The sequence below is a fragment of the Thalassospira sp. MCCC 1A02898 genome, assembly GCF_001618185.1.
GTDB lineage: Bacteria > Pseudomonadota > Alphaproteobacteria > Rhodospirillales > Thalassospiraceae > Thalassospira > Thalassospira tepidiphila.
Genome location: NZ_LPXK01000001.1, coordinates 467,075 through 491,537, shown reverse-complemented (window position 1 = coordinate 491,537; position 24,463 = coordinate 467,075). Strand labels below are relative to the sequence as shown.

Here is a 24,463-nt window from a genome sequence, read left to right as displayed (position 1 = left end):
TTATTCTCCCGCCAAACGATTTAAGGCTTCAGCGAGAATGGATTTCAGCTTGTCCTGAGTTGCTGTCATGTCCTGCTGGTTCTTGTTGAACTTTTCCAACAGTTCGGCAGGGTCCATATGCGTGACATCTTGAATGTTGGGATTCTTGATGTCCAAATTGAAGTTGTTCGCCTTGATGTCTTCAAATGACACCTTCCAAGCGTGGTCATTTTCTTCCCGATTATGCCACCAAGCCTTTTCAGGTTCGAACTCATCAATCTTCATGGGCTTGTTTTTTGAATAGCTTTTGTAGCCTTCGGGATACGGATGCTCATAAAACCAAACGTCTTTCGTTGGTTCACCCTTGGTGAAGAACAAGAGGTTGGTTTTAATGCTCGTATATGGATTGAAAACACCGTTCGGCAATCGGACAATGGTGTGCAGGTTACATTCCGTCAGGAGCTTTTCTTTGATGCGGGTTTTGATGCCCTCGCCAAAGAGAGTGCCATCAGGCAAAACAACGCCAGCCCGACCGCCTTCTTTCAGAAGATGGATAATCAGCACAAGGAAGAGGTCTGCCGTTTCACGGGTTCGAAAGCTGGCGGGGAAATTGTTTTCAATGCCGTCTTCTTCCATACCACCAAAAGGCGGGTTGGTCAGGATCACTTGAACCCTGTCGGACTCTGAGTAATCCACCAAAGGGCGGGACAGGGTGTTGCTGTGTCGAATGTTGGTGGGAACATCAATGCCATGCAGAACCATGTTGGTAACGGCAAGCAAATGGGGGAGAGACTTTTTCTCAACGCCAAAGATAGACTTTTGCAAAGTCTCCCTGTCTTCGGCACTTTTTTCGTACTTGGCGCGTTTGTGGTCAATGGTGCAGGCTAAGAAACCGCCTGTTCCACAGGCAGGGTCAAAGACCTTTTCATCCAGCTTGGGGTCAAGAATATCCACCATGAACTGGGTGACGGCCCGTGGCGTGTAGAACTCACCTGCGTTTCCGGCACTTTGAAGGTCTTTGAGGATTTGTTCGTAAATGTCGCCAAAGGTATGGCGGTCATCACTTGCGTTAAAATCAATCTCGTTGATTTTGTTAATGACCTGGCGCATCAGGGTGCCAGACTTCATATAGTTGTAGGCATCCTCAAACACGTTTTTGATGACAGTGGCGCGTTGCCCTTCTGCACCCGTTGACGGCAGTTCTTTCAGTTTGGGGAAAAGCTCGTTGTTGACAAAATCAAGCAAGGCATCGCCTGTAATGCCTTCAGCATCCTTCGCCCAGTTACACCAGCGCAGGTTTTCTGGCATCGGGGAAGTGAAGTCATCATCAAGGAGTTCAAGCTCCTCTTCACGGTCATCAAGGATTTTCAGAAAGAACATCCAGACGAGCTGGCTAATCCTTTGAGCGTCACCATCCACACCAACGTCTTTTCTCATTATGTCTTGGATGGATTTGATGATGCCCGATACGTTACTCATGCAGGTTGGTCCTGTTTAAAAAGCTCGGTTTCAAGGTCATTGATGGCTTTGCCATACTGAGCCTTACCGCCGAAAATAGATTTAATGATTTCAGTGGGGGTACCGATTTGCGGGAAGGGGGCCATCATGAGGATTTTGTTGTCCTCCAATGTCGTCAAACCTTCATCGGCATATTTATCAAGTAGGGCTTCTAAAACTGCTCTGGCTTTGTCCTCGTACTTGGCAAAATAGTTTCGTTTTTTGACGTTCTCGGCACGTTCTTTCCGAGTCAGTGGGGGTTGTCCGTAAGCGACATGGCAGATCAGGTCAAAGGTGCTGTAAGACTCACCATTTGGAACGGTTTCCCGCAAGACGTTGACAGGAACACCTTGTTCCTCAAGTTCCTTGATGATGGCGGTCTTCTTGTCTGCTTCGTTCCAGCGACGCAAAAAGGCATCCAAGGTTTCAAACTCCTTGGTGATGCTCTTGCGGGAATAGTCCTTCAAGGATTCCGTTATCAGATTGCCGTCGGCATCGAGATATTGAACCCGCTTTGAAAGGACATCCACTTCAACATCATTGATGTAGTATTTCTGCTGACCTTCGCTGTCTTCGTGGTTGTCCCATGTGACATCAGGAGGGATTTCCTGCCCACTATCATCTACATTGTCTGGCGTTTCACCATCGTCGGGGACAACATTACCATCTGGTTCTGGGGTATAGACTTGAACGGGTTGCCCATCAAAATCAGGGTCCGCAAAAAGCTCAGTGGCTTTTTTGAAATCCATGATGGTGAAGAACTTTTTACCGTGCTCTTCGTTGACCCGTGTGCCACGACCGATGATTTGCTTAAACTCGGTCATGGATTGGATGCGTTGGTCCAAGACAATCAATTTACAGGTTTTGGCATCTACCCCTGTGGTCATCAGTTTTGAGGTGGTAGCAATAACGGGGTATCTGGATTCAGGATTGATGAAATTGTCCAGCTCGGCTTTGCCTTCAGGATTGTCGCCTGTAATCCGCATGACGTAACGGTGATTTTCTGCCATGCGCTCTGGGTTGGCGTTGGCAATTGCTTGTCTCATGCGCTCGGCATGGTCGATATCTTCACAGAATATGATGGTCTTGTCATAGGGGTTTGTTTCCGTGAGGAACTCCGTCACCTTTTGAGCAACCCTTTCTGTGCGCTTTTCAAGAACAAGGGTTCGGTCAAAGTCCTTGGTGTTATAGATGCGGTCTTCAATCAGATTGCCGAACTTGTCCGTCTTGCCCTTTTCAGGGCGATAGCCCTCTAGGTCCTTATCAAAATCAATGCGAATGACCTTGTAAGGCGCAAGGAAGCCATCGCTGATGCCTTGTTTCAGGGAATAGCTGTAAACGGGTTCGCCGAAGTAGGCGATGTTGGAAACGTCATTTGTTTCCTTTGGCGTTGCCGTCAAACCGATATGGGTCGCGCTTGAGAAGTAATCGAGGATTCTTCGCCATGCCGAGGCTTCGGATGCACTTCCACGGTGGCACTCGTCAATGACAATCAAATCAAAGAAGTCCGGGGAGAACTGCTTGTATATGTTTTGCTCTTCCTCGGTCCCTGTGACTGCCTGATACAGAGACAGATAGATTTCATAGGACTTGTCTACTGTCCGGTTATGAATCTTCGTCATCTTGTCACCAAAAGGGGCGAAGTCCTGTTGTTTGGTTTGGTCAACAAGGATGTTTCTATCGGCAAGGAAAAGGATGCGTTTCTTTTGTTTGGCTTTCCACAAACGCCAGATGATTTGGAATGCCGTGTAGGTTTTGCCCGTTCCCGTCGCCATAACCAGAAGAATCTTGTTTTGCCCCTTGGCAATGGCTTCGATGGTTCTGTTGATGGCTATGGATTGGTAATAGCGGGGAGCACGACCACTGCCGTCATCATAGTAATCTTGGGAGACAATCTCTGCGGCAGTTTCGGAAAGACCCTTCATGGCTTTGAACTTCTGCCACAGCACATCAGGGGATGGGAACTCATCGAGGGTGAGTTCGGTTTCCAGCTTCTCCGTGGTTCCCGATTTGTCGTGAAACAAGAATCCCTTACCGTTGGATGAGAAGATAAACGGAATGTCCAGCATCTCCGAATATTCAAGGGCTTGTTGCATTCCTGAGCCGACAGTATGGGAATCGTCTTTGGCTTCGACAATAGCTAGGGGAATGTTCGGCTTGTAATAGAGGATATAGTCGGCACGCTTGGTTTTGCCTCGTGCCGTCATCTTACCGCGCACAATGATGCGTCCGGCGGTGAAAGTAACTTCTTCCCGCATTTGGCTGTTAATATCCCAGCCTGATTTCTTGATTGCCGGTGTGATGAGTTTGGTTTTCACATCGGCTTCAGACATCTTCATAGCCAATGCCCCCCGAACGTCTTCTTCACCTCATAAATATGCCATGCCGAACAATATCTTGATTGTCATTTTAAGCAATAGTTTGCGGGAAAAAATGCCCTCATAGCGAGATTCCGACGGGCACGACACTCGTATTGAGCTGGATGCAAACAGATAATCATAGAATCGGTAGGCTACGATGGTCATAGGCCTATTTCTTATTTCTTTTGAAGACGTTCCAACAACCTCTTGACCTGCGCCGCCTGCCAGTCACCACCGCGCGGTGTGCTAATTCCTGCTGCATTCAAAGACGCGGCAATGTCACGAAGGGTTGCCCCTTGCTCCCTGAGCGGCTTCACAATGCCTTCTAGCGTGTGCGCCCGACTATCAGCTTGCGCCTTGAGAACCTCATTGCGCTTCATGGTCTTGTCTCTTAGTCCACCTAGCTTTTGACCACGCAGCTTGGCTTGCTTCAAGGCCGCCTTTGTCCGTTGCGATATGAAGTCACGTTCTTGCTCCGCCAATGCTGCATAGATATGAAGCTGGAACTTGTCAGCCGAAGGCATTGAAGCCACCCGGAAATCAAGCCTCTTGTCTTCCATGAGCTGCGATATAAAGGAGACTTTACGGCTCAGGCGGTCGAGCTTTGCAACCAGAAGAACAGCTTTGTCACGTTTTGCGTGGTCAATTGCTTTGTTCAGTTCTGGACGGTCATCATCCTTGCCGGATTGCACATCAACATATTCTGCAATGACCTCGAACGGTTCAGGGCTGTATGTCTCAAGATACAGGGCCAAGTCCCTCGCCTGAGCCTCAAGACCCAACCCACTGCGCCCTTGGTCTGCTGTACTTACCCGCTTGTAGATGACGTAACGTTCCATAAGCCTGCCCTTGCTAACTGGTCTGTAATTGCCAGTTAAACCGGACTGTTACAAATGTCAACGTTCGTTGTGTATGTAACAAAAAAGGAAAACCGTTGGTAAGGGACTGTGAAAATTGACAAAGCTGGGGCAATAGCCGGGACCACCCTATGGGGGGGAAGTTTGCGCTAGCTCGTATACGAATGCCTGATCAGATTTGCGACCCAAAAACATCCGCGTTCAACCGACACAATGGGACAACAAACATATATTAAACATTATTAATATAACCAAAAAGCCCCCCTTCCCCCCCCATAGGTACTCCTAAAGAATTCCTTTAGTCATCCTAAGTCTGCTTTGGCTGTTTATGGTTTCTAAGACCCTCAAACAAGGAAGGAAAGAAGAACCAGTATTCAGAGTGTCCTAGAGTCGTCTTTAAGTAAGACCTAGGTAGTCTTGCATGCCATCACAGGAAGGAAAACAACTGCCACAAAACATGTGCCTTCCCTTCTATGGTGGTACCCAATTGGAAACCCGCAGAAACACTATGGTTTCAGGTTCATTGTTCTGGATCAGGAAATCCGAGCAAACACTCTTCATTCCCGACCCGGAATCTTCAGACATCAGCTACTGGAGCCTACTCCATTTGCTCTCATCGCAAGTGCATGAACTCGTTCATTTAGCTCGTTGCCGGAATGCCCTCTAACCCATTCCCACGATACATCGTGTTGGGCACTGAGTTCATCCAGTTCACGCCAGAGGTCTGCATTCTTAACAGCTTTTCCGCTTGATCCACGCCAACCCTTGGCTTTCCAGTCACTTATCCAAGTAGTCATGCCCTTGCTCAGATACTGGCTGTCAGTCACTACCCGAACGCTTGACTTACTCTGGTCAAGTGCTTTGAACGCAGCAATAGCTGCACTTAATTCCATTCGATTGTTCGTTGTCTCGGTCTCACTCCCGGTAATGGTACGCTCACAATCACCTTCGCAGATAATAGCAGCGTACCCTCCCGGACCTGGATTCCCGGTACATGAACCATCGGTATAAATCGTAATCTGGTTGTTAGTTGTCATCGTTGTCATTTTTGATTTGTTATTCCTCCAGCCGATAAGGCGCGTCTATTTGGTCGCATGAAAGCTTCGAATAGCACCGTCAAAGGGGCACACTGTGACCTGACAAACTGCATCATCAGCAGACCACAAACAGTGACGCGAAAAAGTTCTCAGCATGGTTTCATTGAAATTGCTGAGGCTCATCTGACCAAATTTTTTCATCTCCATTGCGCTTCTCCTTTCAGGTCAGCTACGAGATCGGGATGTTTAACCATGCAGTGCAAAAGCATCATCAGCAGGTCGTCTTTCGATTTGCTGCGGAACGGCTCAAGGGTCTCCTGAATTGTGATTTCAGTTACGCTTTGAGGCTGAGGGTCCTTCTTCCCTACATGCTCCATCAGTTTTTCAGGGGTCTTTCCGAAGGACTTGGCGAATGCTTCGAGTTTTCCCTTGGCAACCTCACGCTCATGCTCAGTGCCACGCACAGCCATTGCATGTAACTTCTGTGCATACTCAGCGTCTGTCTGTGAGAAGGACTGAAGGTGGGCTTTGGGTTTGCCCTTGGTGTGAAGAATGCTCTCAATACTTGCTTCAGGATCAAAAGGCTCTACGTCGATCCTTTTGGCGATCTGCATGTATCGCTTCGCTTGGGAGTAGCTGAAGCTACAGTTCTCCTCGATCCATGGCTTGAACTCCCCGTGCTTCAAAGCCTTCTTAACGCGGAGCAACTCCTCACCAGCAGCTTTCGCTTCACGCAGCATCCCCTTGCCATGCTCAAGGATGTTGTTGTGGTGGGTGTTGATTGTTTGGGCGCTGAGGGATAGCGGCGGGATTGTAACTGCCGTGTTGGTATCTCGGGTCATGATAAACCTCCATAGTCAAGCAAAGGGTGATTGTCCCAGCTATGGTGGTACCCAATTGACATGGCCGTAGATGGCTATAATTTGCCCGTACAGAGGATTTAAGTTTTGTCGCTACATCGGTAGCAATGAAACGGTAAAATGCCCTCAGCGGCCAAATAATCGGCATTTTTGTCGGTTTTTGGCTTCCTGAAAGGTGCTGCTTTCACAACTGCAACCAAAATGGTGATAGCTGCCTGAGACCGTAAATACGGGAAGGCAAAAATGATACCTCTCAACATTACTTAACGGCAGGTACCGAGCCGATTTTTGAATCGACTGATGCAGCCACCCCAGAGCCCCAAGAATCTATTGGCTGGGCTCAGGGTATTCAGACCTGATAACGGGGTATCTTGCAGATTTCCCGATAAAGCCCGGCAGGGTCGCCATATTCCCGCTCATCGACCCCCGAACCTGTATGACCTGTGATCATCCGACGAAGTTCCTGAGACATACCGTATTCACGCGCCATCGTAACGAAACGATGCCGCCACCCGTGATTAGGCTTTACATTCGGGTCTACAATGACCTGCCGTGCAAATTCTCGTAATCTGTTCTTTGCAGAGTTCCACGACCCTCTGATTTCACCTGCGGCATTTGGCTTTAGGAACAAATAGCCTTCTTCCTGAGACCGCACAAAGTCAATGAACCCGGTCTCGACAAGGTGGGGGTGTATTGGGACCTCTCTGTATTCGCCATCCTTCACAGTTACTGTCCCATCGGGCGTTATCAGGATAGCGAAATGGTTCCCATGGTCGATCAGATCAGACTTACGTAACTGAACAATCTCACCCACCCGTGCCCCTGTATAAGCGCAGACCCAAGGCACCCACCGCTTGGCATTAAGAAGCCGTTGCGACTCATTTGGCTGTTTCTGGGCGTAGTCTTGGGAATGACGCAACAAAGCCACGGCCTCAGCTTCGGTAAAGCCTTTGGGTCTACTACGCTTGACCTTCGGCAGAGCAACAGTCACCCCCTTGGCGGGGTTATCTGTGATCAAGTGCTGACTTACACCCCAGTTAAAGACCGACTTTAAACCAGACAACTCAGAATCCTTGATTGTCCGTGCTGAGATCGGTTTTCCGGTTCGAGGGTTTACATCTGAAAGCCGCTTGTCCTTATAGCCCACAACATCGCGAGGCGTTACCTTGGTTGCGTCATCATGTCCAAGGTAGTCGATAAGATATCGAACGGCCTTGCTATAACTCTCGTATGTGCTTAACGAGCGACCACCATCCCTGCCAGCTTCTTTCCACCAGCCTTCCAAAAGCTGGGTGATGGTAACTTTAGGCCGGGCGTTTGCCTCAGCAGCCTTACGGTCTTCCCAGTCTGGAAAACGAGATTCGTAATTGTCAGGTGTGTAGTCACCAAAGCTGTGGCGTTGCAGTTTTTCTGCTGCAAGGTCCATCGCAACAGCAATCTGCTCCATTAGCTTTGCACGGCTATCGTCATCGACAACAAGCCCACGCTTGGATAATGCGATGTCCGTAAATCTCCCAAAACGATCTTCGATGCTTTTTATGTTCCTAGATGGGCTAGGGATCATCAGTTGGGCCACACCAAACTCACCACGCAGGGCAGCTTTGTTATCAGCCTCTACCCTCCCCCATAACGATGGGGAACCCGGATCGTCTTCCAGTGCACCTACCCAAGCCCTGTATATTTCACCGGCAAGTGCAACAGCCTGTTTCAGCGTCAGCTTTTCAGGCCCGCTCCGAATCGACTGCCAAACCCCTTCGAGATAAGCAGCAATCTGTGCCTGTCTGATTTTGGCTTCATGGGGATCACGGGTACCAAGGGAAACCTTAACGACCGATGCAGATGCACTAACCGTGCGGGTGACAATTTTGTCGCCTACAGGAATCGAAAGTTTTGTACCGGAAATTTTCGGACGTATGTCAGCCGGAATACGCTGAACAAAGTACAGGATGCTTGAATCTTTACGCCGCATCGGACGGACCAACCGGAAAAGCATTGTTCCCCACCATTGTGTACCAGTTTGGTGAGGAATAACCGTTTGTTTTCGGGAGGTTCCCGGTATCTCTAGGATACGCGGGAGAATGGTGCCCAGGAGAAGACTCGAACTTCCACGGCCTAATGGCCACTGGCACCTGAAGCCAGCGCGTCTACCAATTCCGCCACCTGGGCATAGGGGCTTGTGGTATTTGTTCGGGCGGTGTCCGCCGGAACGGGGCGGAATATACGCGGTCAGGCTTAAGTGTCAACCAACTTTTTGATGGTTTGGTGAAACTTCCTGCGCCCGATTGCGGGTACGCGCCAAACGCCCGGTTTTTCTTGGCGTTCAGTGGGTTTCGGCCTTACACCGCGTGGTCGAATAAATAGGCTAGAACACCGTTCAAGCGGTTCCTGCCCTGATCGGTGGCATGCAACCCCGAAGAATCACAGATCAGATCACCGGACTCGATCAGGGTTTCGAGCCGATCAAGTGCCAAAACATCACGCGGTCCCTTGCCGATAATCCGTTCAAACCGTGCAGCCGGGATGGTTTCATTGAGCCGAAGGCCCATCATAACCATCTCAAGCAGGCGTTCATCGGCCTCGAGCGCGGTTTCTTCCTGTGTGCCATGACCATGCTTTTCCACCCGGTCCAGCCAGATATCAGGCGCCCGGTGACGACGAACTGCCATCGGTGTGGTGGTGCCATCGGCACCAACCACCGCCTCGCGGCCATGCGCGCCCGGCCCGATGCCGAGATAATCGCCATAGCGCCAGTAAACCAGGTTATGGCGGCTTTCCTGCCCCGGTTTGGCGTGATTGGAAACCTCGTAGCAGCGATAGCCGGCCCGTTCGGTCTCTTCCTGGGTGATCTCGTAGAGCTCGGTCGCAAGATCTTCGTCCGGCACGACCAGATCACCGCGCTGATGCAGGGTATGGAACTGTGTGCCCGGCTCAATGGTCAGCTGATAAAGCGAAATATGCCCATTGGCGATGCCAAGCCCCTTGCGCAATTCCGCGCGCCAGGCCTTGGGATCGTGTTCCGGGCGGGCATAGATCAGATCAAAGGAAAAACGATTAAAGACCGAGGTCGCAACATCCAACGCCCGCATGGCTTCCTGGGCACTGTGCAGGCGACCAAGGAACCTCAGGTCGCGGTCATTCAGCGCCTGAATGCCGATCGAAACCCGGTTAATCCCGTTGGCTGCAAAGGCCGAAAATCGGTCAATTTCGACCGTGCCGGGATTGGCTTCGAGCGTGATTTCCAGATCATCCGTTACAGGCCAGAAAGATTTGATGTCCTCAATCAAGGCCCCGGCGGTTTCCGGATCCATCAGGGATGGCGTGCCACCGCCAAAGAACACCGATCCCACTGTTCGCCCCGGATGGCGGGCCGCACCATGGGCAAGCTCCGTCCGGAGCGCCTTGCGCCAGCGCGCGTGATCAACACTGTTTGCGACATGGCTGTTGAAATCGCAATACGGGCATTTCGACAGACAGAATGGCCAGTGGATATAAATGCCAAACGGCACGGTTTCACTTGAGGCTGCGGACACGCGGGACTCTTTTCAAACGCAGGAATATTGGCCTGTAACGTAACACGCACCGCCGACGATGACATCCGCGATGCGTGCATAAGTTCAATGCAGGTGGTTAAACCTGAAATCAGTCTTCGAAGCAGGCCTTGACCAACTGGCGGAAGGCATCGGCCCGGTGGCTCATTTCATGCTTTTTCGCCGGATCCATTTCGCCAAAGGTTTCCCCGTAACCCTTGGGCTGGAAAATCGGATCATAGCCAAAGCCGTGCGGGCCACGTTTCGGCCAGACGATTTCACCCTCAACCCGACCTTCGAAATTCTCGACATGCCCGTCCGGCCAGGCCAGCGACAGGGCACAGATGAACGATGCCCGGCGGTCCGGATGATCGCCAATACCGTTCTTGACCTTTTCCATCGCCATGTCGAAATCCTTGTCCGGCCCGGCCCAGCGCGCGGAATAAATCCCCGGTGCGCCATCAAGGGCCGAAACCGCTAAACCACTGTCATCGGCAAGGGCCGGAAGATTGGCGCCATTGGCCGCCGCCGTTGATTTCAGCTGCGCATTGCCAATGAAGGTTTTTTCGGTTTCTTCGGGTTCGGGCAGGTCAAGCTCACCGGCCGAGAAGACCTCGATGCCAAACGGTTCAAGAAGTTCGGCGATTTCCTTGATCTTGCCTTTGTTGTGGCTGGCGATGACGAGTTTTTTTTCCGTGAAACGACGGGCCATGGTCTTGCCTGAAACTGCGATATCCAACTGATGCGAAAAAACGGCAGGCCCGATGCCCGCCGTTAAAATTAAGGTGCCTTAAAGACCAAGCGCCTCGCGCTGCTTGGCGAACAATTCCTTGCAGCCTTTTTCCGCCAAAGCGAACATCTGATCATAGGATGCGCGATCAAACGGCACGTCTTCGGCGGTTGCCTGTACCTCGACAATGCCGCCATTGCCCGCCAGCACGAAGTTGGCATCGGCCCCGGCATTGCTGTCTTCAGCATAATCAAGATCAAGCACCGCTTCACCTTCATAGATACCGCATGAAATGGCTGCGACCGGCTGAGTCAGCGGGATTTCCTTGATCAGGCCAAGGCGACGCACGCCCTGAAACGCCAGATAGGCGGCCACATAGGCACCGGTGATTGATGCGGTGCGCGTACCGCCATCGGCCTGAATGACATCGCAATCAAGGCGCATCTGCATTTCACCCATTGCCTTCATATCGGCAACCGCACGGATCGAACGACCAATCAGACGCTGAATTTCCTGGGTGCGGCCGGACTGACCACCACGCGCGGCTTCGCGCTGCATGCGGCTATCGGTTGCGCGCGGCAGCATGCCGTATTCGGCAGTGATCCAGCCCTTGCCGGAATTGCGCATCCAGCCCGGCACCTTGTCTTCGACTGTCGCGGTACAGATCACATGCGTGTCGCCGAACTTGATCAGGCAGGAACCTTCGGCATATTTGGATACGCCGGTTTCAATCGTTACATCGCGAAGCTGATCGGGGGTACGGCCGGAAGGGCGCATGAGAAGGAACCTCTTGGTTGTCTTGGCTTGCGTTCATGGCGACTTGAATGCCCGCGCACGAAGCGAAACTGTCCTGAAAAATTTGGCCCAAAGTAAGATGTGACCCACCAAACGTCCAGCAGTTTCCCCGGATGTTTTTATCTGTTCTGGTGCAATCCTGGCGCAAAGCAGTTAAACCAACAACTTCGACCAAATTTACAAGCTCGGCTTAGCAATAGGCCGTGCAATTGACGCAATGCGTTTGCCTGACTAAATTCTCCTCACGTTTTACGCTTCATCCATCTGGATCAATTGGCACGCAACACATGGCGCATTTTGACGATACATTGCTGGGCGACATGAATGCGCGGTCACGTGAAGTGTTCCGCCAGATTGTCGATGCCTATGTCGAAACCGGTGAACCGATCGGATCGCGGTCAATTGCACGTCGCATGTCGGAAAACCTCTCGGCTGCGACCATTCGCAATGTCATGTCCGATCTTGAGGAAATGGGTCTTCTGGTCGCGCCGCACATTTCGGCCGGGCGCCTGCCAAGTGAAAAGGGCCTGCGCCTGTTTGTGAATGCCCTGATGGAAGTTGGTGACCTTCCCAATGCCGAGCGCGACCAACTGACCAAAAACTGCGAACAGGCGGGCTATTCACTTGATCAGATGCTGGGTGAAGCAACCACGATGTTATCGGGCCTGTCGCGCTGTGCCGGGCTGGTGGTTGCACCCAAGACCGATGGCATTCGCTTAAAACAGATCGAATTCGTTGCCCTGTCGCCGGGCAAGGTTCTGGCAGTGCTGGTGGCCCATAATGGCAGTGTCGAGAACCGAATCCTTGATGTTCCGCCTGATTTGCCTGCCTCGGCATTGACAGAAGCAGCAAACTATCTAAATACCCGGTTGGCTGGAAAGACGCTTGATGATGCGCGCCTTTTGATGACGAAGGAGCGTGATCGTCTCAAGCAGGAGCTTGATGAACTTTCCGCCAATCTGATTGATGCGGGCCTGGCAACATGGGCCGGCGGGGTCAAGGGATCGTCCCTGATTGTGAAGGGGCAATCCCAGCTGTTGGAAAATATCGATACGATTGAACAGCTTGAGACCGTGCGCCGCCTGTTTAACGTGCTGGAAGCCCGCGATCAGATGATTGAATTGCTCGATGTGACGACGGATGCCCAAGGCGTTCAGATTTTCATCGGGTCGGAGAATAAACTGTTCGGCGGATCGGGTCTTTCGATGGTGATTTCGCCCTATCAGAATGCTGAAGGCAGCATTGTGGGTGCAATCGGGGTTGTCGGACCGACCCGGATCAATTATGCCCGGATCATTCCGCTGGTCGATTACACCGCCAAGCTGGTCGGTCGACTGATTGGATAAATCGCGGCGCTGCGTGTCAGGCCGCATAACGTGAAAGTAGCAAGGTTAGCCATGTCGGAAACCGCAAAGAACACTCCGGAAGATCTGCAGGACGTCAATGCAGAGGAAACCGCTTCTGAAGAGGTCGCAGCAGAGGCGACTGAGGAAGTTGTTGAGGACGCCGCACCCCAGGACCCGATCGCCGCACTTGAAGCCGAAGTCGCGGAGCTCAAAGACCGTCTGCTGCGCCAGGCCGCCGAGGTGGAAAACACCCGCCGCCGCGCCAAAAAAGACGTCGAGGATGCTGGCAACTACGCCATCACCAAATTTGCCCGCGACCTTTTGGATGTCAGCGACAACCTGCGCCGCGCGCTTGATGCTGCGGGCGATACCTCCAATGCCGATCCGGCGATGAAAACGCTGTTTGACGGGGTTGAAATGACCGAACAGGCCCTGCAAAAGGCGCTTGAAAAGAACGGCATCGAAAAGCTCGAACCGATTGGTGAAAAGCTTGACCCGAACAAACATCAGGCCGTGTTTGAACTGCCGCATCCGGAATATCCGGACGGCCACGTCGCACAGGTCATGCAGGCCGGTTACGTGCTTAAGGGCCGTTTGCTGCGCCCCGCCATGGTCGGTGTCACCAAAAATCCGGGCGGTGAAAAACCAAGCCAGACCGACACCCCGGGCGGCAACGTTGATACCTCTGCCTGAGGCCATCAAAGAAGATAAACCGGTTCTAGCGGATCGGGTTTAAAAGCAGCCTCGCCAGACATACTTGGCGAGGCTGTTTTATTTGCATTAGGCTACCGGTACTGATCACCAGCACAGGACCGAACACCATGCCGCTTCGCCCCGACCTGATCGATATCCTGCGCGATGAAAAAGCCACGATTGTCATTCTGACCGGGGCTGGCATTTCCAAGGAAAGCGGACTTCATACCTTTCGCGATCCTGATGGCATCTGGGCGAGATACGATATATCAGAGGTCGCAACGCCCGAGGCCTTCATTGCCAATCCCGATCTGGTGCATCATTTTTATAACGACCGCCGTTCGGGGTTACATGACCCGGCGGTTCAACCCAATGCCGACCATCTGGCCCTAGCACGGCTAGAGGCCGAATGGCCCGGTGACGTGCTTCTGGTAACCCAGAACATTGATGATCTGCATGGTCGGGCCGGGTCCAAAAACCTCATCCACATGCATGGTGAACTTCTGAAAATCCGCTGCAATCACTGTGATCTGCTCACCGATTGGCCGGGCGACCTTGCTAAGGAAACGCCGTGCCCAAGTTGCGGCAAGGCTGGCGGCTTGCGCCCACATGTGGTGTGGTTTGGCGAAATGCCGCTTGAGATGGAACGCATTTACGCTGCCCTTGGCGATTGCGGGCTTTTCATCTCGATCGGGACATCGGGCAATGTCTATCCGGCAGCCGGGTTCGTTCAGGTCGCCCACGAAGAAGCAGGGGCTGAAACGGTTGAGCTCAATCTCGAACCCAGTTCGGGTGCGACAATGTTTGATCACAGCCGCTATGGCCCCGCCACCGAACTGGTCCCGGCCTTTGTTGCCGCCCTGCTCGGTGATTGATAGCTGGCCTTAAGGATTGATCAATTCACGGAATGATTTTTCGCCCGCATTGCTGAACCGCACGATCCGCGACTCCGGCATCCGTCGGGCCCAACCCAAATCATAGAACCGGTCGAGCAAGGCCGCCCCGAAGGAGCCCGCCAGATGCGATTGCCGGGCACTCCAATCCAGACATTCCCGGCACAACGGCCGACGCTTGGCCCGCAAGGCATCCAGATCAATGCCAAACGTGTTGGCAAAATCGATCCCGGCCGGGGTCAGGGCAACCCCATTCACATCGCTTGCAATCAGCTTGCGTTTGGCAAGGCCATCAAACAGGGCCACCCCCATATCCCCGGCCAGATGGTCATAACAAACGCGTGCCTTGCGCAGTTCCGGGTCCTTTGGCCCGGTGCGCACGCGGTTATGCCCGACCCGGTTGGCAATCCCCATCAGGACTTCCAATGCCTCGACAATATCAGGGCCGCTGAGCGTGAAATAACGATGCCGCCCCTGTTTGCGCGGCACTACGATCTGCCCGCTCTCAAGCTTTGCCAGATGCGAGCTTGCCGTTTGCGGTGTCACACCGGCTTCTTGCGCCAGCTCGGCCGCGGTTAATGCCCGACCACTCATAAGTGCTGTCAGCATATTTGCGCGCGCCGGATCGCCAAGCAATGCGGCCACGCGGGCGATATCGGGTCCTTCTTTCATAGTTCGATGCTAATCGAAGCATTAATGCGCGGCAATCGGGATAATGGGTCGCGTCACCCAACAAGATGTTTCTCCTGAAAGGACGATGTCATGATCACCTGTTTCATCCGCTATGAAATCGACCCGTACAAAAAAGATGCCTTCATTGAATATGCCCGCAACTGGGGGCAGGCCATCCCGCGTTGCGGGGCGGACCTTGTCGGCTATTTCGCCCCGCATGAAGGATCGGTCTCGACCGCCTATGGTATCTATCATTTGCCCGATCTGGCATCCTATGAAGCCTATCGCGCGCGTCTGAAAGATGATCCCTTGGGCCGCGAGAACTATGAATTTTCCCAGCGCGAGAAATTCATCCTGCGCGAAGAACGCCAGTTTCTGAAAATTGCCTCCACCCCGCATAAGGGTCAGGACCTATGAATTTAGTTAGAATGGTCGCTCAGATCTGTGCGGATACGCGAAGCGAAACCGCAGGAAGATATCCATCTTTCAAGGTTTTGCGACAAAGTAGTCCGTGCATATCTGAGGGATCCGACGGACAGGGTTTATATTTGCAAACTCCCGCGTCAAATCCCTTGCACGGGATACCAACCCGCCCGGCGGGATTTTTCTTGGATTTCACAAATATAAACCCTGCCATTCGAACCAAATTCATAGGTCCTGACCCTGAGGAGCTGATCAAACCATGATTGCCGTCATTTTCGAGGTCACACCGCGCGAAGGGCGCTATGACGATTACCTTGCGATTGCCGGTGACCTCAAACCCGTGCTTGAAACCATCGATGGCTTTATCTCGATCGAACGGTTTCAAAGCCTGACCAATCCCGGCAAGGTTTTATCGCTGTCTTTCTGGCGCGATGAGGACGCAATTGCCGCCTGGCGCAATCTGGGTGAGCACCGCACCGCCCAGATCAAGGGGCGACACAAGATTTTTGAGGATTACCGCTTACGGGTGGCTGGTGTGATCCGGGATTACGGCCTTCATGACCGTGATCAGGCCCCGGATGACTCCCGCGCACAACATGATCGCTGATCTGTAACGTCGGTCATCGGAGCTCAGGCCTTTGCGGGTTTCGGGGATGCTTCTTCATCCCCGATTTCGCTACTCTCGGCAAATTCGGCGAATTCTTCTTCGACCGCATCTTCGACCGCTTTGGCACCGCCCTTGTAATCAAGCAGCATTACGGCCAGCACGACAATGCCTGCCCCGATGAAAATCACCGGCACCGGCAGCATGTCGAAAAAGATCAGGTCCATTGCGACCGAAAATGGCAGGGCGGTGTATGCCGCAGGCGACACCACACTGGCATCCGCAACCCGCACGGCGCGCAACACCATATAGTTGGTCAGCATGGCAAAGAAACCGGCACCCGATGAATAAAGCCAGTCGGCAAGTGACGCCGGATACCAGGTGATCATTGCAATCGGCACCCAGATCGCAACCGCGATGATCTGAGGCCAGAACAGCATGGAAAAATTGGTTTCGGTCCGGGTCAGCACCTTGGCAAACAGGGTCTGGGCGGAAAAACAGAACGCCCCGATCAGGGCCGCGGCGACACCAAGCGGCACGCCAAAGCCATCCATGCGCGGGAAACACATCACCCACACGCCAACAAGGCCCAGAAGGGTTGCGATGATTTTGCGCGGGGTCAGTTTCTCACCCAAAATCACCACCGCCAACATCACGGTCAGCAACGCCTCGATAAACAGATAGGCATTGACCTCGGCGATGCTCATCTGGCGCAGCGCAAAGAACACAAAGAACAGCGACCCGTACCACAAAACGCCACGCGCAATATGCGCAACAGGGCGGCGCGTGCGGATCTGACGCGTGCCGACAAACATGATGATGACCAGGAACACCGCAACGGTGGTCAGGGCACGCATCGCAAGGATCTGCGAGGTCGGCACATCGTGCGAAACAAGCTTGGCACAAACATCGACAAAAACGCCCGATGCCATGGCAGCCGTCATCCACAGGACACCGCGGAAATTTCCGCTCAGTCGCGTTGCGGTCATGGTCAATCCCGGTTTCGAAAGGAATGTTGGGGTTTCCGGCAGTTGGGGGGAGGCTGCTTACGTGGTGGCGCAAGGAGGCATAAGTCATTACGGCCGGAAACCCTGTATGACGATGATATTGCCTGCTTGTTTGGAAAAATACGAATGAAGCTTTTTCAGCCATTGTTGAGATTTTTTTGGCCCACTTTTCGATCAGGCCTGATAGACAGAACAAAAGACAGTAATGCTCTCCGGATGGAAACCCACGATGCGCAGAAAGCTCCCCCCGTTGCGCGCCCTTGTCGCCTTTGAAGCCACTGCACGCCACCAAAGCGTGAAGGGGGCCGCAGAAGAATTGCATGTCACGCAAAGTGCGATCAGTCATCAGCTCCGCCAGCTTGAAGAAAACCTTGGCGTGGTGCTCTTTACCCGCAAGGGCCGTGGATTGACCCTGACCAAGTCGGCCGAGCTGCTCTTGCCCCGCCTGACCGAAGCACTTGATGGCATTGCCGATATCACTGGCGAAGTCGGCCCGGACAAGGGCAAGGCAATCCGCATCGGCGCACTGGCGACCCCGGCCCTCACTGTGCTGCTGTATGAGCTTGATAACCTGCGCGACCGGCTGCCTGCCGATATTCCGGTACAGTTTCGCAAGATCGAATTTGATGACGGTCTTGATCCGCTTGAAATTGATCTCGCCCTTCAGATCGCGCCAAAGGACCTGCCCGGTCCCGAAGACTGGATTACCGAGCTTCTCACACCCGAAGTCTATACCGCCTTTGCCGCCCCGGAATGGCTGGCAAAGCGCGGCTATGATGCCAGCAATGTTGACGTCGCGACACTCGGCCCGCGCGATATCCTGTTGATCGACAGTGACAGCGAACAGTTCTCCCAGATCGAACAATGGTTCAAGGATGCCAGCTTCTCGCTCGCTGATTGCTGGACCTTCAGCCACCATATCTGGGCGCTTGAGGCCGCTCGTGCCGGTCAGGGCATCGTTGCCAGCACCGATGTTGTTGCCCGCAACTACGTTGAGCGCGGTGAATTGGTGCCACTTAATTTCCCGGATTTCATTTCGCACTGGTGGTATCGCTTGCTGATCCGCCCGGCCCGCGAAAAAGACCCGATCGTCATCGAAGCCGCTAACTGGATCCGCGAACTGATCAACCCGAAAACCGCATCACTTGCGCGCAAAAAGGTGATGTGAGCATATTTTTTGCTGCGCGTTCTCTAACTCGGCTCAGGAACAAAGTAGTAATTCCATTTCATGCAAAACATTTTGATAACAGGCGGTGCGGGATATATCGGATCGCACATTTGCATCAAGCTTCGCGAAAGTGGCTACCAACCGGTTGTGTTTGATAACCTTTCAAATGGTCACCGCGATGCTGTTTCCTCAGATGTTCCGTTTATCCACGCCGATATTCGCGACAGTGCCGCCTTGAATAAGGCCTTTGACGATTTCAAGCCTGCTGCCGTCATTCACATGGCCGCTCTGATTGAAGCTGGCGCTTCGATGGTCGAACCGGCCAGGTTTTATGAAGTCAACACTGCCGGGGCGCTGAACCTGCTCGAAGCGATGCGACGCAATGGCTGCAACCACATTGTTTTTTCGTCAACGGCTGCGGTCTATGGAAATCGGGATGATGGGCTGCTGTCCGAGACGCTCGAGGTCCGGGCGGAAAACCCCTATGGCCGCTCAAAAGCAATGGTCGAAACCATGCTGAGGGACTATGCCGATATTTACGGCTTTCACGCCATTGCACTTCGCTACTTCAATGCTGCGGGCGCCGACCCGGAAGGCCGCACAGGCGAAAGGCATGATCCAGAAACCCATCTTATCCCGCTGGTTTTACAAACTGCTGCCGGTCAACGCGACCATATCAAGATTTATGGCACGGACTATGACACGCCCGATGGAACCTGCATTCGCGACTATATTCACGTTGATGATCTTGCCAGCGCCCACGTCAAGGCGCTTTCGCATGTCATCGCGTCCGAGAATGCTGCTTTCGATGCCGTCAATATCGGCACAGGCGAAGGCTGTTCCGTCAAAGAGATCATCGAACTTTGCAAAGAGATCACCGGTCAGGATTTCAGCGTGATAGAAGATGCGCGTCGCCCCGGAGACCCTGCCAAACTGGTTGCAAACCCGGCCAAGGCGCAAGACATGCTTGGTTGGTGCGCCAACTATCCGTCCCCACGCCAGATCATCGCGCATGCCTGGGCCTATTGTCAGAAAAACATGAGAAAACCCGGTAAACCAGACGCTCAGTGATCTTTACAGGCGCGTGACAGTATCAATTCTGTATTGATCGTCAGCGCGGTCGGAAATACTGTCTGCTCACACTGATTTGGTGCCTTAGGTAAAGGCACGATACGTAACATTTAGGGATATTTTAGTGCATAAGGTCTCAGTCATCGTTTCGACCTATAATTGGCCAGAAGCGCTGGAAATGGTTTTGCAATCGCTGATCGACCAGAAGGACGATAACTTCGAGGTGATCGTTGCTGATGATGGCTCAGGGCCGGAAACGGCACAGACAATTGCCAAGATGCAAAAAAAATCCCCGGTGCCGATCAAACATTTCTGGCAGGAAGATCAGGGATACCGGCTGTCGCGCGTGCGCAACGGCGCAATCGCAATGTCCGAAGGCGATATTATTGTATTCACCGACGGTGATTGCTGCCTGATGTCGAACTTTGTCTCAAGCCACCGCAAAGCGGCCGAAGCAAACTGCTTTGTCACAGGCAAACGTGTATTCCTAAAGGAACGCTTTACCAAGCTTGCGATGAAGAACCGTCTCCGGTTCCACAAATGGCCACGTGCGATCCTTTTCATGCTGGGCCTGACGGGAAACTGCAATCGCCCATTTCAGTTCATTCCGATCCCGCAAAGCCAGAAAAGCCTGTGGGAGCACGCCAATTGCTGGAAGAAAGCACAGGGGTGCAATATTGCGGCCTTCAAGGATGATATCTTAAAGATTGGTGGCTTCGATGAAGCCTATGAAGGCCATGGGTTGGAAGATTCAGATTTCGTACTCCGCATGATCCGGGCGGGTATCCGTCGCAAAAATGTTGAATATACCTCTCCTGTCTTGCATCTCTTCCACGGTCGTTCGATGCCCAGCCGTCATGCAAACGCATCAAAGAACCCGGGTTATTTCAATAATCTTGAGGCAGAAGCAGACCGCTTCACGCCTGTGAAAAGCTCTTTGCTGCCGGTTGCCGAAACCGCCTAGGGTTTCTGATCAAAAGTATCATTTCCTGCCCCCTTGGAAGCGACGGCGTTTCGCGATAAAAGGTCGGCATCATTTTCCTTCGGATGCGTCTTTGCATCTTAGAAGCTCATATCAGCCGCCCTGGTGATCGGGGCATGCGTTCAAAAAGCGAAAGGGATTTTCCCAGATGGATCTCAGCAAGATTGCCGTTGGCAAGGATGTTCCGTGGGACGTAAACGTCGTCATCGAAATTCCGCAGGGTGGACCGGTAAAGTACGAAGTCGATAAAGACTCCGGTGCTGTCTTTGTCGATCGTTTCCTGCACACCTCGATGTATTACCCGGTCAACTATGGCTTCATCCCCAACACGCTGGGCGAAGATGGCGATCCGGTTGATGCCATGGTTATGTTCCGCGAGCCGGTCGTTGCCGGTTCTGTCATCCGTGCGCGTCCGATCGGTGTTCTGATCATGGAAGACGAAGCCGGTCAGGACGAAAAACTGATCTGCGTTCCGCATGACAAGATCGACCCGTACTACACCGACATCAAATCCCACGAAGATCTGCCGCAGATCCTGCGCGATCAGATCCAGCACTTCTTCGAGCGTTACAAAGACCTCGAAAAAGGCAAATGGGTCAAAGTCACCGGTTGGGAAGGCGCTGAAAAAGCCGCCAAACTGATCGAAGAAGGTGTGACCCGCCTCGGCAAATAAGCCGCATTCAACCCGTCTTCGGACAGGCACCGGATTTATATGCAACGCTCCGTCAGATCTGGCGGAGCGTTGTTTTTTGACTTATCGGTCGCGCAACACTACTTTGGTGCAGGGGCGCCACCCTTACAGGTTGGTATTGAGGCAAGAATTCACGTTTCAGGATGCTATTCGTGACCCGCAAAAACGCGCCCGACAAAACCCATGCCATCAGAGTTACCGTCGGTGACATCACCACACTTGATGTCGATGCCATCGTCAATGCCGCGAACGAGGCCCTTTTGCCCGGCGGCGGTGTGTGCGGTGCGATCCATCATGCGGCGGGTCCTGAACTGGCAAACGCCTGCCGGCCGCTTGCCCCCTGCCCGACGGGTGATGCCAGAATCACGCCCGGATTTAACCTGAAGGCAAAATACGTCATCCACACCGTCGGCCCGGTCTGGCATGGCGGGAACCATGGTGAGGCCGATTTGTTGGCAAGCTGTTATCGCCAATCAATCTTGCTGGCGGTCGAGAACAATCTCGCCTCTGTGGCGTTTCCTGCCATATCCACCGGGATATTTGGCTATCCGGAAGACCAGGCAGCCAAAATCGCCGTATCAACCATTTGTGAGCTGACTGGCGAATTGGCGCAAATGCCACAAATTTACCTTTGTTGTTTCTCACCATTGGCGCGTCAGCATATTGAAGCTGCGTGCCAGCACCATGCCAGCACATGATCGAATACGATAAGGTCCATCAATAGAATGCAAAGCGACGCTGCTGCACCTTCGCCGTCCCAACCGCTTGAACTGTTTGCTTCGCCAGACGGTGTGCTGAGCGTGGGTGAACACACATTTCTCTGTGCGCTTGGGAAAAATGGCGTGATTGATGCCGACCAGAAAACCGAAGGCGATGGCAAAACGCCGGCCGGTCGCTGGCAGCTGCGCTATGTGATGTATCGTGCCGATCGCAGGCCCAGCCCGCGCACCAAGCTTCCGGTCACCACCATTTCATTTTCCGACGGCTGGTGTGATGATCCGGGTCATCCAGACTATAACTGCCCGGTCCGCCTGCCGTTTGATGCCAGCCATGAAAAGCTGTTTCGCAAGGATGACCTCTATAACATCATCGTCGTTCTGGGCCATAATGATGACCCGCCCGTGCCCGGAAAGGGATCGGCGATCTTCATGCATATCGCCAAACCCGATTATGCTGGCACCGAAGGCTGTGTTGCCTTGGCCGAGAAGGATCTTGAAACACTGCTTGGACTGGCGACCTTTGAGACGTTCATCACCATCACTGCGTAAAATCATGGACTTGCCGTTTGGGTGTACAGCGCCTAGGTTCAATTGCCGGATCAATTCACAGGACAAGTCATGATTGAAGACGATTATCTCTATAAAAAAGGCGGCGTTGCAGGATTTGGTTCCCGACTGAAAGCTATTTTCGGATCGGGCAAGTTCTGGGTGCGCAGCCTTGGTGTGATCGTTCTGATTGCCGTGATCTATTATCCGGCAGGCATGGCGATTGTGCATCGTATCGATGACAACCCCGACTTTATCGGCAATTACAAGGGCGGCAGTCATGCAGTCAACACCGCCGCAGCCCTGATTGATCGCGAGGTCAACCAGAACCGCTGGACCGCCAACGATCCGTTCTTCCTGCCAAGTGCAGCCCTTGATAACATGCCGAACTTCCAGACCGGGATCGTCTATGCCCTGTCGCGCTTTGCGATCGAGCTTTCCGATCAGATCGGGCGCGCCCGTGGGTCAAGTCAGGTTGACCCGGATCTGGACGATGCCGCCGGCCTTTTGAAATTCCGTGGCGACAAATGGGTGTTTGATCCCAGTGTTTCGCTGCTGCCCGGTGTCACGTCCGAACAACAATACCGTCAGGCAATCCGGTCCCTGCAAAACTACAATACCCGTCTGACCAACGGAAATGCGGTTTTTGAACGCCGTGCCGACAATCTTCAGGAAACACTGAACCGCATTGCCAATGACCTTGGCTCGGCCTCTGCCCTGATTGATGATAAGGTGGAAAATCCGTCGATCTTTGATCGCACGGCAGATGACGTTTTCTATGCCACCAAGGGTCGTCTTTATGCCTATAGCCTGATCTTGCGCGATCTTGGCACCGACTTCGAACAGATCATCAATGAACGCCAGATCGCATCGGTCTGGGCAGAAATGATCGGATCCCTGCAGGCGGCCGCCGCACTTGACCCGATGGTAGTTGTGAACGGCTCGGCTGACGGCATCGTCTTCCCTAACCATCTGGCGGGGCTTGGTTTCTATCTTTTGCGGGCCCGTACCCAGATGCGCGAAATCAGCAGCATTCTGCAACGTTGACGTCAATGTGATTACGAAACACGCCATCCGGAATACCTGAGTTGCGCGCTGCGACTTGATCTTTTGTGGTTTTTGCCCCATTTAGGGCCTAACCAAATGAAATAGAGATTGTTGAGTGGGCAGCATAAGTCCCGACAATCAGAGTGAGAGGACAAGCCGAAAATGTTCATTCAGACCGAACCAACCCCGAATCCGGCGACACTCAAATTCCTTCCGGGCGAAGAAGTCATGGGCCGTCTTGGCACCGCCAACTTCGTTAAGGGTGACGAAGCCATCAAATCGCCGCTTGCGCGCAAGCTGTTTGAAATTGATGGCATTGCCGGTGTTTTCCTTGGCGGTGATTTCATCACCATCACCAAGGATGACTCCAAGGACTGGCAGACCCTGAAACCGCAGATTCTTGGCGGGATCATGGAACATTACACGTCGGGTCAGCCGGTTCTCGATCAGGACTCCAACGCCGCCACCGGTACCAGCTCTGCTGCCGAAGGCGATGATGAACTGGTCAGCCAGATCAAGGAACTGCTTGATACCCGTGTTCGCCCGGCCGTGGCACAGGATGGTGGTGACATCGTCTTCCACCGTTTCGAAGATGGCGTGGTCTTCCTTGAAATGCACGGTGCATGCGCAGGTTGCCCAAGCAGCACCGCGACGCTCAAGATGGGCATCGAAAACATGCTGCGTTATTACGTGCCCGAAGTTCAGGCCGTTGAACCGGTCATGGCTGACTGAACCTGACCTGGTTTTCGGGCACCTCACCGACAAGATGGCGTCCGACCATCCGGTGAACTGACCGCGCACGGATTTACGAGTCGTTAACAAATTCAGACGCCCGGCGTGAACTTTAACCCGCGCCGGGCGTAAAAATTATGCGCTGAACGAAAAGGTTTTCTTGGCGTTTTCAACTCTCGGAGATATTGCCCGTTGCGATCATCGCGCGCGGCAGGCATAGATAACCT

General features: G+C 53.0%; 24 protein-coding genes and 1 tRNA gene. 13 read left to right on the top strand and 12 right to left on the bottom strand.

The window, feature by feature from the left end; genetic code table 11:
* The 10 genes from AUQ41_RS02255 to rph form a co-directional block, all read right to left on the bottom strand.
* On the bottom strand, nucleotides 1–1,458 hold the full coding sequence (locus tag AUQ41_RS02255) for a class I SAM-dependent DNA methyltransferase (RefSeq protein ID WP_063086377.1): 1,458 nt from the start codon (nucleotides 1,456–1,458) through the stop codon (nucleotides 1–3).
* Entirely contained in the window at nucleotides 1,455–3,815 is a 2,361-nt protein-coding gene (gene hsdR, locus AUQ41_RS02250; protein WP_063086375.1) for an EcoAI/FtnUII family type I restriction enzme subunit R, read from the bottom strand. The genes AUQ41_RS02255 and hsdR overlap by 4 nt, the downstream gene beginning before the upstream one ends.
* A gap of 197 nt (nucleotides 3,816–4,012) precedes the next feature.
* Nucleotides 4,013–4,675 (bottom strand): recombinase family protein, encoded by a 663-nt coding sequence (locus tag AUQ41_RS02245; RefSeq protein WP_063086373.1) that lies wholly within the window; start codon nucleotides 4,673–4,675, stop codon nucleotides 4,013–4,015.
* A gap of 602 nt (nucleotides 4,676–5,277) precedes the next feature.
* Nucleotides 5,278–5,739 (bottom strand): ribonuclease HI, encoded by a 462-nt coding sequence (rnhA, locus tag AUQ41_RS02240; protein WP_198155602.1) that lies wholly within the window; start codon nucleotides 5,737–5,739, stop codon nucleotides 5,278–5,280.
* A 188-nt stretch (nucleotides 5,740–5,927) separates the two neighbouring features.
* Nucleotides 5,928–6,572, bottom strand: coding sequence for a DUF3102 domain-containing protein (locus AUQ41_RS02235; protein WP_063086371.1), 645 nt, complete (start codon nucleotides 6,570–6,572; stop codon nucleotides 5,928–5,930).
* Nucleotides 6,573–6,939: 367 nt separating this feature from the next.
* On the bottom strand, nucleotides 6,940–8,559 hold the full coding sequence (locus AUQ41_RS02230) for a DUF6538 domain-containing protein (protein WP_063086369.1): 1,620 nt from the start codon (nucleotides 8,557–8,559) through the stop codon (nucleotides 6,940–6,942).
* A 110-nt stretch (nucleotides 8,560–8,669) separates the two neighbouring features.
* Nucleotides 8,670–8,756: transfer RNA gene (locus AUQ41_RS02225), tRNA-Leu, on the bottom strand.
* 170 nt (nucleotides 8,757–8,926) lie between these two features.
* Entirely contained in the window at nucleotides 8,927–10,120 is a 1,194-nt protein-coding gene (gene hemW, locus AUQ41_RS02220) for a radical SAM family heme chaperone HemW (protein ID WP_063086367.1), read from the bottom strand.
* A gap of 109 nt (nucleotides 10,121–10,229) precedes the next feature.
* Entirely contained in the window at nucleotides 10,230–10,829 is a 600-nt protein-coding gene (rdgB, locus tag AUQ41_RS02215; RefSeq protein WP_063086365.1) for an RdgB/HAM1 family non-canonical purine NTP pyrophosphatase, read from the bottom strand.
* A 78-nt stretch (nucleotides 10,830–10,907) separates the two neighbouring features.
* Nucleotides 10,908–11,624: a ribonuclease PH gene (gene rph / locus AUQ41_RS02210; protein WP_063086363.1), complete on the bottom strand. Its 717-nt coding sequence runs from the start codon at nucleotides 11,622–11,624 to the stop codon at nucleotides 10,908–10,910.
* Between the two features lie 305 nt (nucleotides 11,625–11,929).
* Here rph and hrcA point away from each other — a divergent pair, with 305 nt between their 5' ends.
* From hrcA to AUQ41_RS02195, 3 genes are all read left to right on the top strand, one after another.
* Nucleotides 11,930–12,988, top strand: coding sequence for a heat-inducible transcriptional repressor HrcA (hrcA, locus tag AUQ41_RS02205; protein WP_008888710.1), 1,059 nt, complete (start codon nucleotides 11,930–11,932; stop codon nucleotides 12,986–12,988).
* A 51-nt stretch (nucleotides 12,989–13,039) separates the two neighbouring features.
* The gene (gene grpE / locus AUQ41_RS02200) at nucleotides 13,040–13,681 is read left to right on the top strand and encodes a nucleotide exchange factor GrpE (RefSeq protein WP_063086361.1); all 642 of its coding nucleotides are present in this window, start codon (nucleotides 13,040–13,042) and stop codon (nucleotides 13,679–13,681) included.
* 128 nt (nucleotides 13,682–13,809) lie between these two features.
* Nucleotides 13,810–14,556, top strand: a complete 747-nt coding sequence (locus AUQ41_RS02195; protein ID WP_063086359.1) for an NAD-dependent deacylase — start codon at nucleotides 13,810–13,812, stop codon at nucleotides 14,554–14,556.
* A gap of 9 nt (nucleotides 14,557–14,565) precedes the next feature.
* On the opposite strand, the gene AUQ41_RS02190 is transcribed toward AUQ41_RS02195, so the two are convergent.
* Nucleotides 14,566–15,246 carry a helix-turn-helix transcriptional regulator gene (locus AUQ41_RS02190; RefSeq protein WP_063086357.1) on the bottom strand — a complete coding sequence of 227 codons (681 nt, stop codon included), beginning with the start codon at nucleotides 15,244–15,246 and terminating at the stop codon, nucleotides 14,566–14,568.
* Between the two features lie 90 nt (nucleotides 15,247–15,336).
* Here AUQ41_RS02190 and AUQ41_RS02185 point away from each other — a divergent pair, with 90 nt between their 5' ends.
* The gene (locus AUQ41_RS02185; RefSeq protein WP_063086355.1) at nucleotides 15,337–15,663 is read left to right on the top strand and encodes an NIPSNAP family protein; all 327 of its coding nucleotides are present in this window, start codon (nucleotides 15,337–15,339) and stop codon (nucleotides 15,661–15,663) included.
* A 265-nt stretch (nucleotides 15,664–15,928) separates the two neighbouring features.
* Entirely contained in the window at nucleotides 15,929–16,276 is a 348-nt protein-coding gene (locus AUQ41_RS02180; RefSeq protein ID WP_063086353.1) for an antibiotic biosynthesis monooxygenase, read from the top strand.
* Nucleotides 16,277–16,299: 23 nt separating this feature from the next.
* Here AUQ41_RS02180 and AUQ41_RS02175 read toward each other — a convergent pair whose 3' ends face one another.
* Nucleotides 16,300–17,262, bottom strand: a complete 963-nt coding sequence (locus AUQ41_RS02175; protein WP_063086351.1) for a DMT family transporter — start codon at nucleotides 17,260–17,262, stop codon at nucleotides 16,300–16,302.
* Nucleotides 17,263–17,509: 247 nt separating this feature from the next.
* Between AUQ41_RS02175 and AUQ41_RS02170 the strand changes: the two genes are divergently transcribed.
* From AUQ41_RS02170 to AUQ41_RS02135, 8 genes are all read left to right on the top strand, one after another.
* Nucleotides 17,510–18,448, top strand: a complete 939-nt coding sequence (locus AUQ41_RS02170; RefSeq protein ID WP_008888717.1) for a LysR family transcriptional regulator — start codon at nucleotides 17,510–17,512, stop codon at nucleotides 18,446–18,448.
* 60 nt (nucleotides 18,449–18,508) lie between these two features.
* Complete coding sequence (gene galE / locus AUQ41_RS02165) at nucleotides 18,509–19,519, top strand: UDP-glucose 4-epimerase GalE (protein WP_063086349.1); 1,011 nt, start codon at nucleotides 18,509–18,511, stop codon at nucleotides 19,517–19,519.
* A 124-nt stretch (nucleotides 19,520–19,643) separates the two neighbouring features.
* Complete coding sequence (locus AUQ41_RS02160) at nucleotides 19,644–20,483, top strand: glycosyltransferase family 2 protein (protein ID WP_063086346.1); 840 nt, start codon at nucleotides 19,644–19,646, stop codon at nucleotides 20,481–20,483.
* Nucleotides 20,484–20,649: 166 nt separating this feature from the next.
* Complete coding sequence (gene ppa / locus AUQ41_RS02155; protein WP_008888719.1) at nucleotides 20,650–21,174, top strand: inorganic diphosphatase; 525 nt, start codon at nucleotides 20,650–20,652, stop codon at nucleotides 21,172–21,174.
* A gap of 170 nt (nucleotides 21,175–21,344) precedes the next feature.
* Nucleotides 21,345–21,890 carry an O-acetyl-ADP-ribose deacetylase gene (locus AUQ41_RS02150; RefSeq protein ID WP_198155601.1) on the top strand — a complete coding sequence of 182 codons (546 nt, stop codon included), beginning with the start codon at nucleotides 21,345–21,347 and terminating at the stop codon, nucleotides 21,888–21,890.
* A 27-nt stretch (nucleotides 21,891–21,917) separates the two neighbouring features.
* Entirely contained in the window at nucleotides 21,918–22,460 is a 543-nt protein-coding gene (locus AUQ41_RS02145; protein WP_063086342.1) for a L,D-transpeptidase, read from the top strand.
* A 69-nt stretch (nucleotides 22,461–22,529) separates the two neighbouring features.
* Nucleotides 22,530–23,504 carry a DUF2333 family protein gene (locus AUQ41_RS02140; RefSeq protein WP_008888722.1) on the top strand — a complete coding sequence of 325 codons (975 nt, stop codon included), beginning with the start codon at nucleotides 22,530–22,532 and terminating at the stop codon, nucleotides 23,502–23,504.
* 162 nt (nucleotides 23,505–23,666) lie between these two features.
* Entirely contained in the window at nucleotides 23,667–24,236 is a 570-nt protein-coding gene (locus tag AUQ41_RS02135; protein WP_008888723.1) for a NifU family protein, read from the top strand.
* Nucleotides 24,237–24,463 lie beyond the last annotated feature (227 nt).

Excerpts from the sequence above, each read along its gene's own strand:
- rnhA (WP_198155602.1), bottom strand. The coding sequence starts at position 5,739 with ATGACAACGATGACAACTAACAACCAGATTACGATTTATACCGATGGT.
- AUQ41_RS02185 (WP_063086355.1), top strand. The coding sequence starts at position 15,337 with ATGATCACCTGTTTCATCCGCTATGAAATCGACCCGTACAAAAAAGAT.
- AUQ41_RS02235 (WP_063086371.1), bottom strand. The coding sequence starts at position 6,572 with ATGACCCGAGATACCAACACGGCAGTTACAATCCCGCCGCTATCCCTC.
- AUQ41_RS02255 (WP_063086377.1), bottom strand. The coding sequence starts at position 1,458 with ATGAGTAACGTATCGGGCATCATCAAATCCATCCAAGACATAATGAGA.
- AUQ41_RS02245 (WP_063086373.1), bottom strand. The coding sequence starts at position 4,675 with ATGGAACGTTACGTCATCTACAAGCGGGTAAGTACAGCAGACCAAGGG.
- AUQ41_RS02140 (WP_008888722.1), top strand. The coding sequence starts at position 22,530 with ATGATTGAAGACGATTATCTCTATAAAAAAGGCGGCGTTGCAGGATTT.
- AUQ41_RS02170 (WP_008888717.1), top strand. The coding sequence starts at position 17,510 with ATGCGCAGAAAGCTCCCCCCGTTGCGCGCCCTTGTCGCCTTTGAAGCC.
- AUQ41_RS02190 (WP_063086357.1), bottom strand. The coding sequence starts at position 15,246 with ATGAAAGAAGGACCCGATATCGCCCGCGTGGCCGCATTGCTTGGCGAT.
- AUQ41_RS02230 (WP_063086369.1), bottom strand. The coding sequence starts at position 8,559 with ATGCGGCGTAAAGATTCAAGCATCCTGTACTTTGTTCAGCGTATTCCG.
- rdgB (WP_063086365.1), bottom strand. The coding sequence starts at position 10,829 with ATGGCCCGTCGTTTCACGGAAAAAAAACTCGTCATCGCCAGCCACAAC.
- AUQ41_RS02195 (WP_063086359.1), top strand. The coding sequence starts at position 13,810 with ATGCCGCTTCGCCCCGACCTGATCGATATCCTGCGCGATGAAAAAGCC.
- rph (WP_063086363.1), bottom strand. The coding sequence starts at position 11,624 with ATGCGCCCTTCCGGCCGTACCCCCGATCAGCTTCGCGATGTAACGATT.
- hsdR (WP_063086375.1), bottom strand. The coding sequence starts at position 3,815 with ATGAAGATGTCTGAAGCCGATGTGAAAACCAAACTCATCACACCGGCA.
- ppa (WP_008888719.1), top strand. The coding sequence starts at position 20,650 with ATGGATCTCAGCAAGATTGCCGTTGGCAAGGATGTTCCGTGGGACGTA.
- galE (WP_063086349.1), top strand. The coding sequence starts at position 18,509 with ATGCAAAACATTTTGATAACAGGCGGTGCGGGATATATCGGATCGCAC.
- AUQ41_RS02180 (WP_063086353.1), top strand. The coding sequence starts at position 15,929 with ATGATTGCCGTCATTTTCGAGGTCACACCGCGCGAAGGGCGCTATGAC.
- AUQ41_RS02145 (WP_063086342.1), top strand. The coding sequence starts at position 21,918 with ATGCAAAGCGACGCTGCTGCACCTTCGCCGTCCCAACCGCTTGAACTG.
- AUQ41_RS02175 (WP_063086351.1), bottom strand. The coding sequence starts at position 17,262 with ATGACCGCAACGCGACTGAGCGGAAATTTCCGCGGTGTCCTGTGGATG.
- AUQ41_RS02135 (WP_008888723.1), top strand. The coding sequence starts at position 23,667 with ATGTTCATTCAGACCGAACCAACCCCGAATCCGGCGACACTCAAATTC.
- grpE (WP_063086361.1), top strand. The coding sequence starts at position 13,040 with ATGTCGGAAACCGCAAAGAACACTCCGGAAGATCTGCAGGACGTCAAT.
- hrcA (WP_008888710.1), top strand. The coding sequence starts at position 11,930 with ATGGCGCATTTTGACGATACATTGCTGGGCGACATGAATGCGCGGTCA.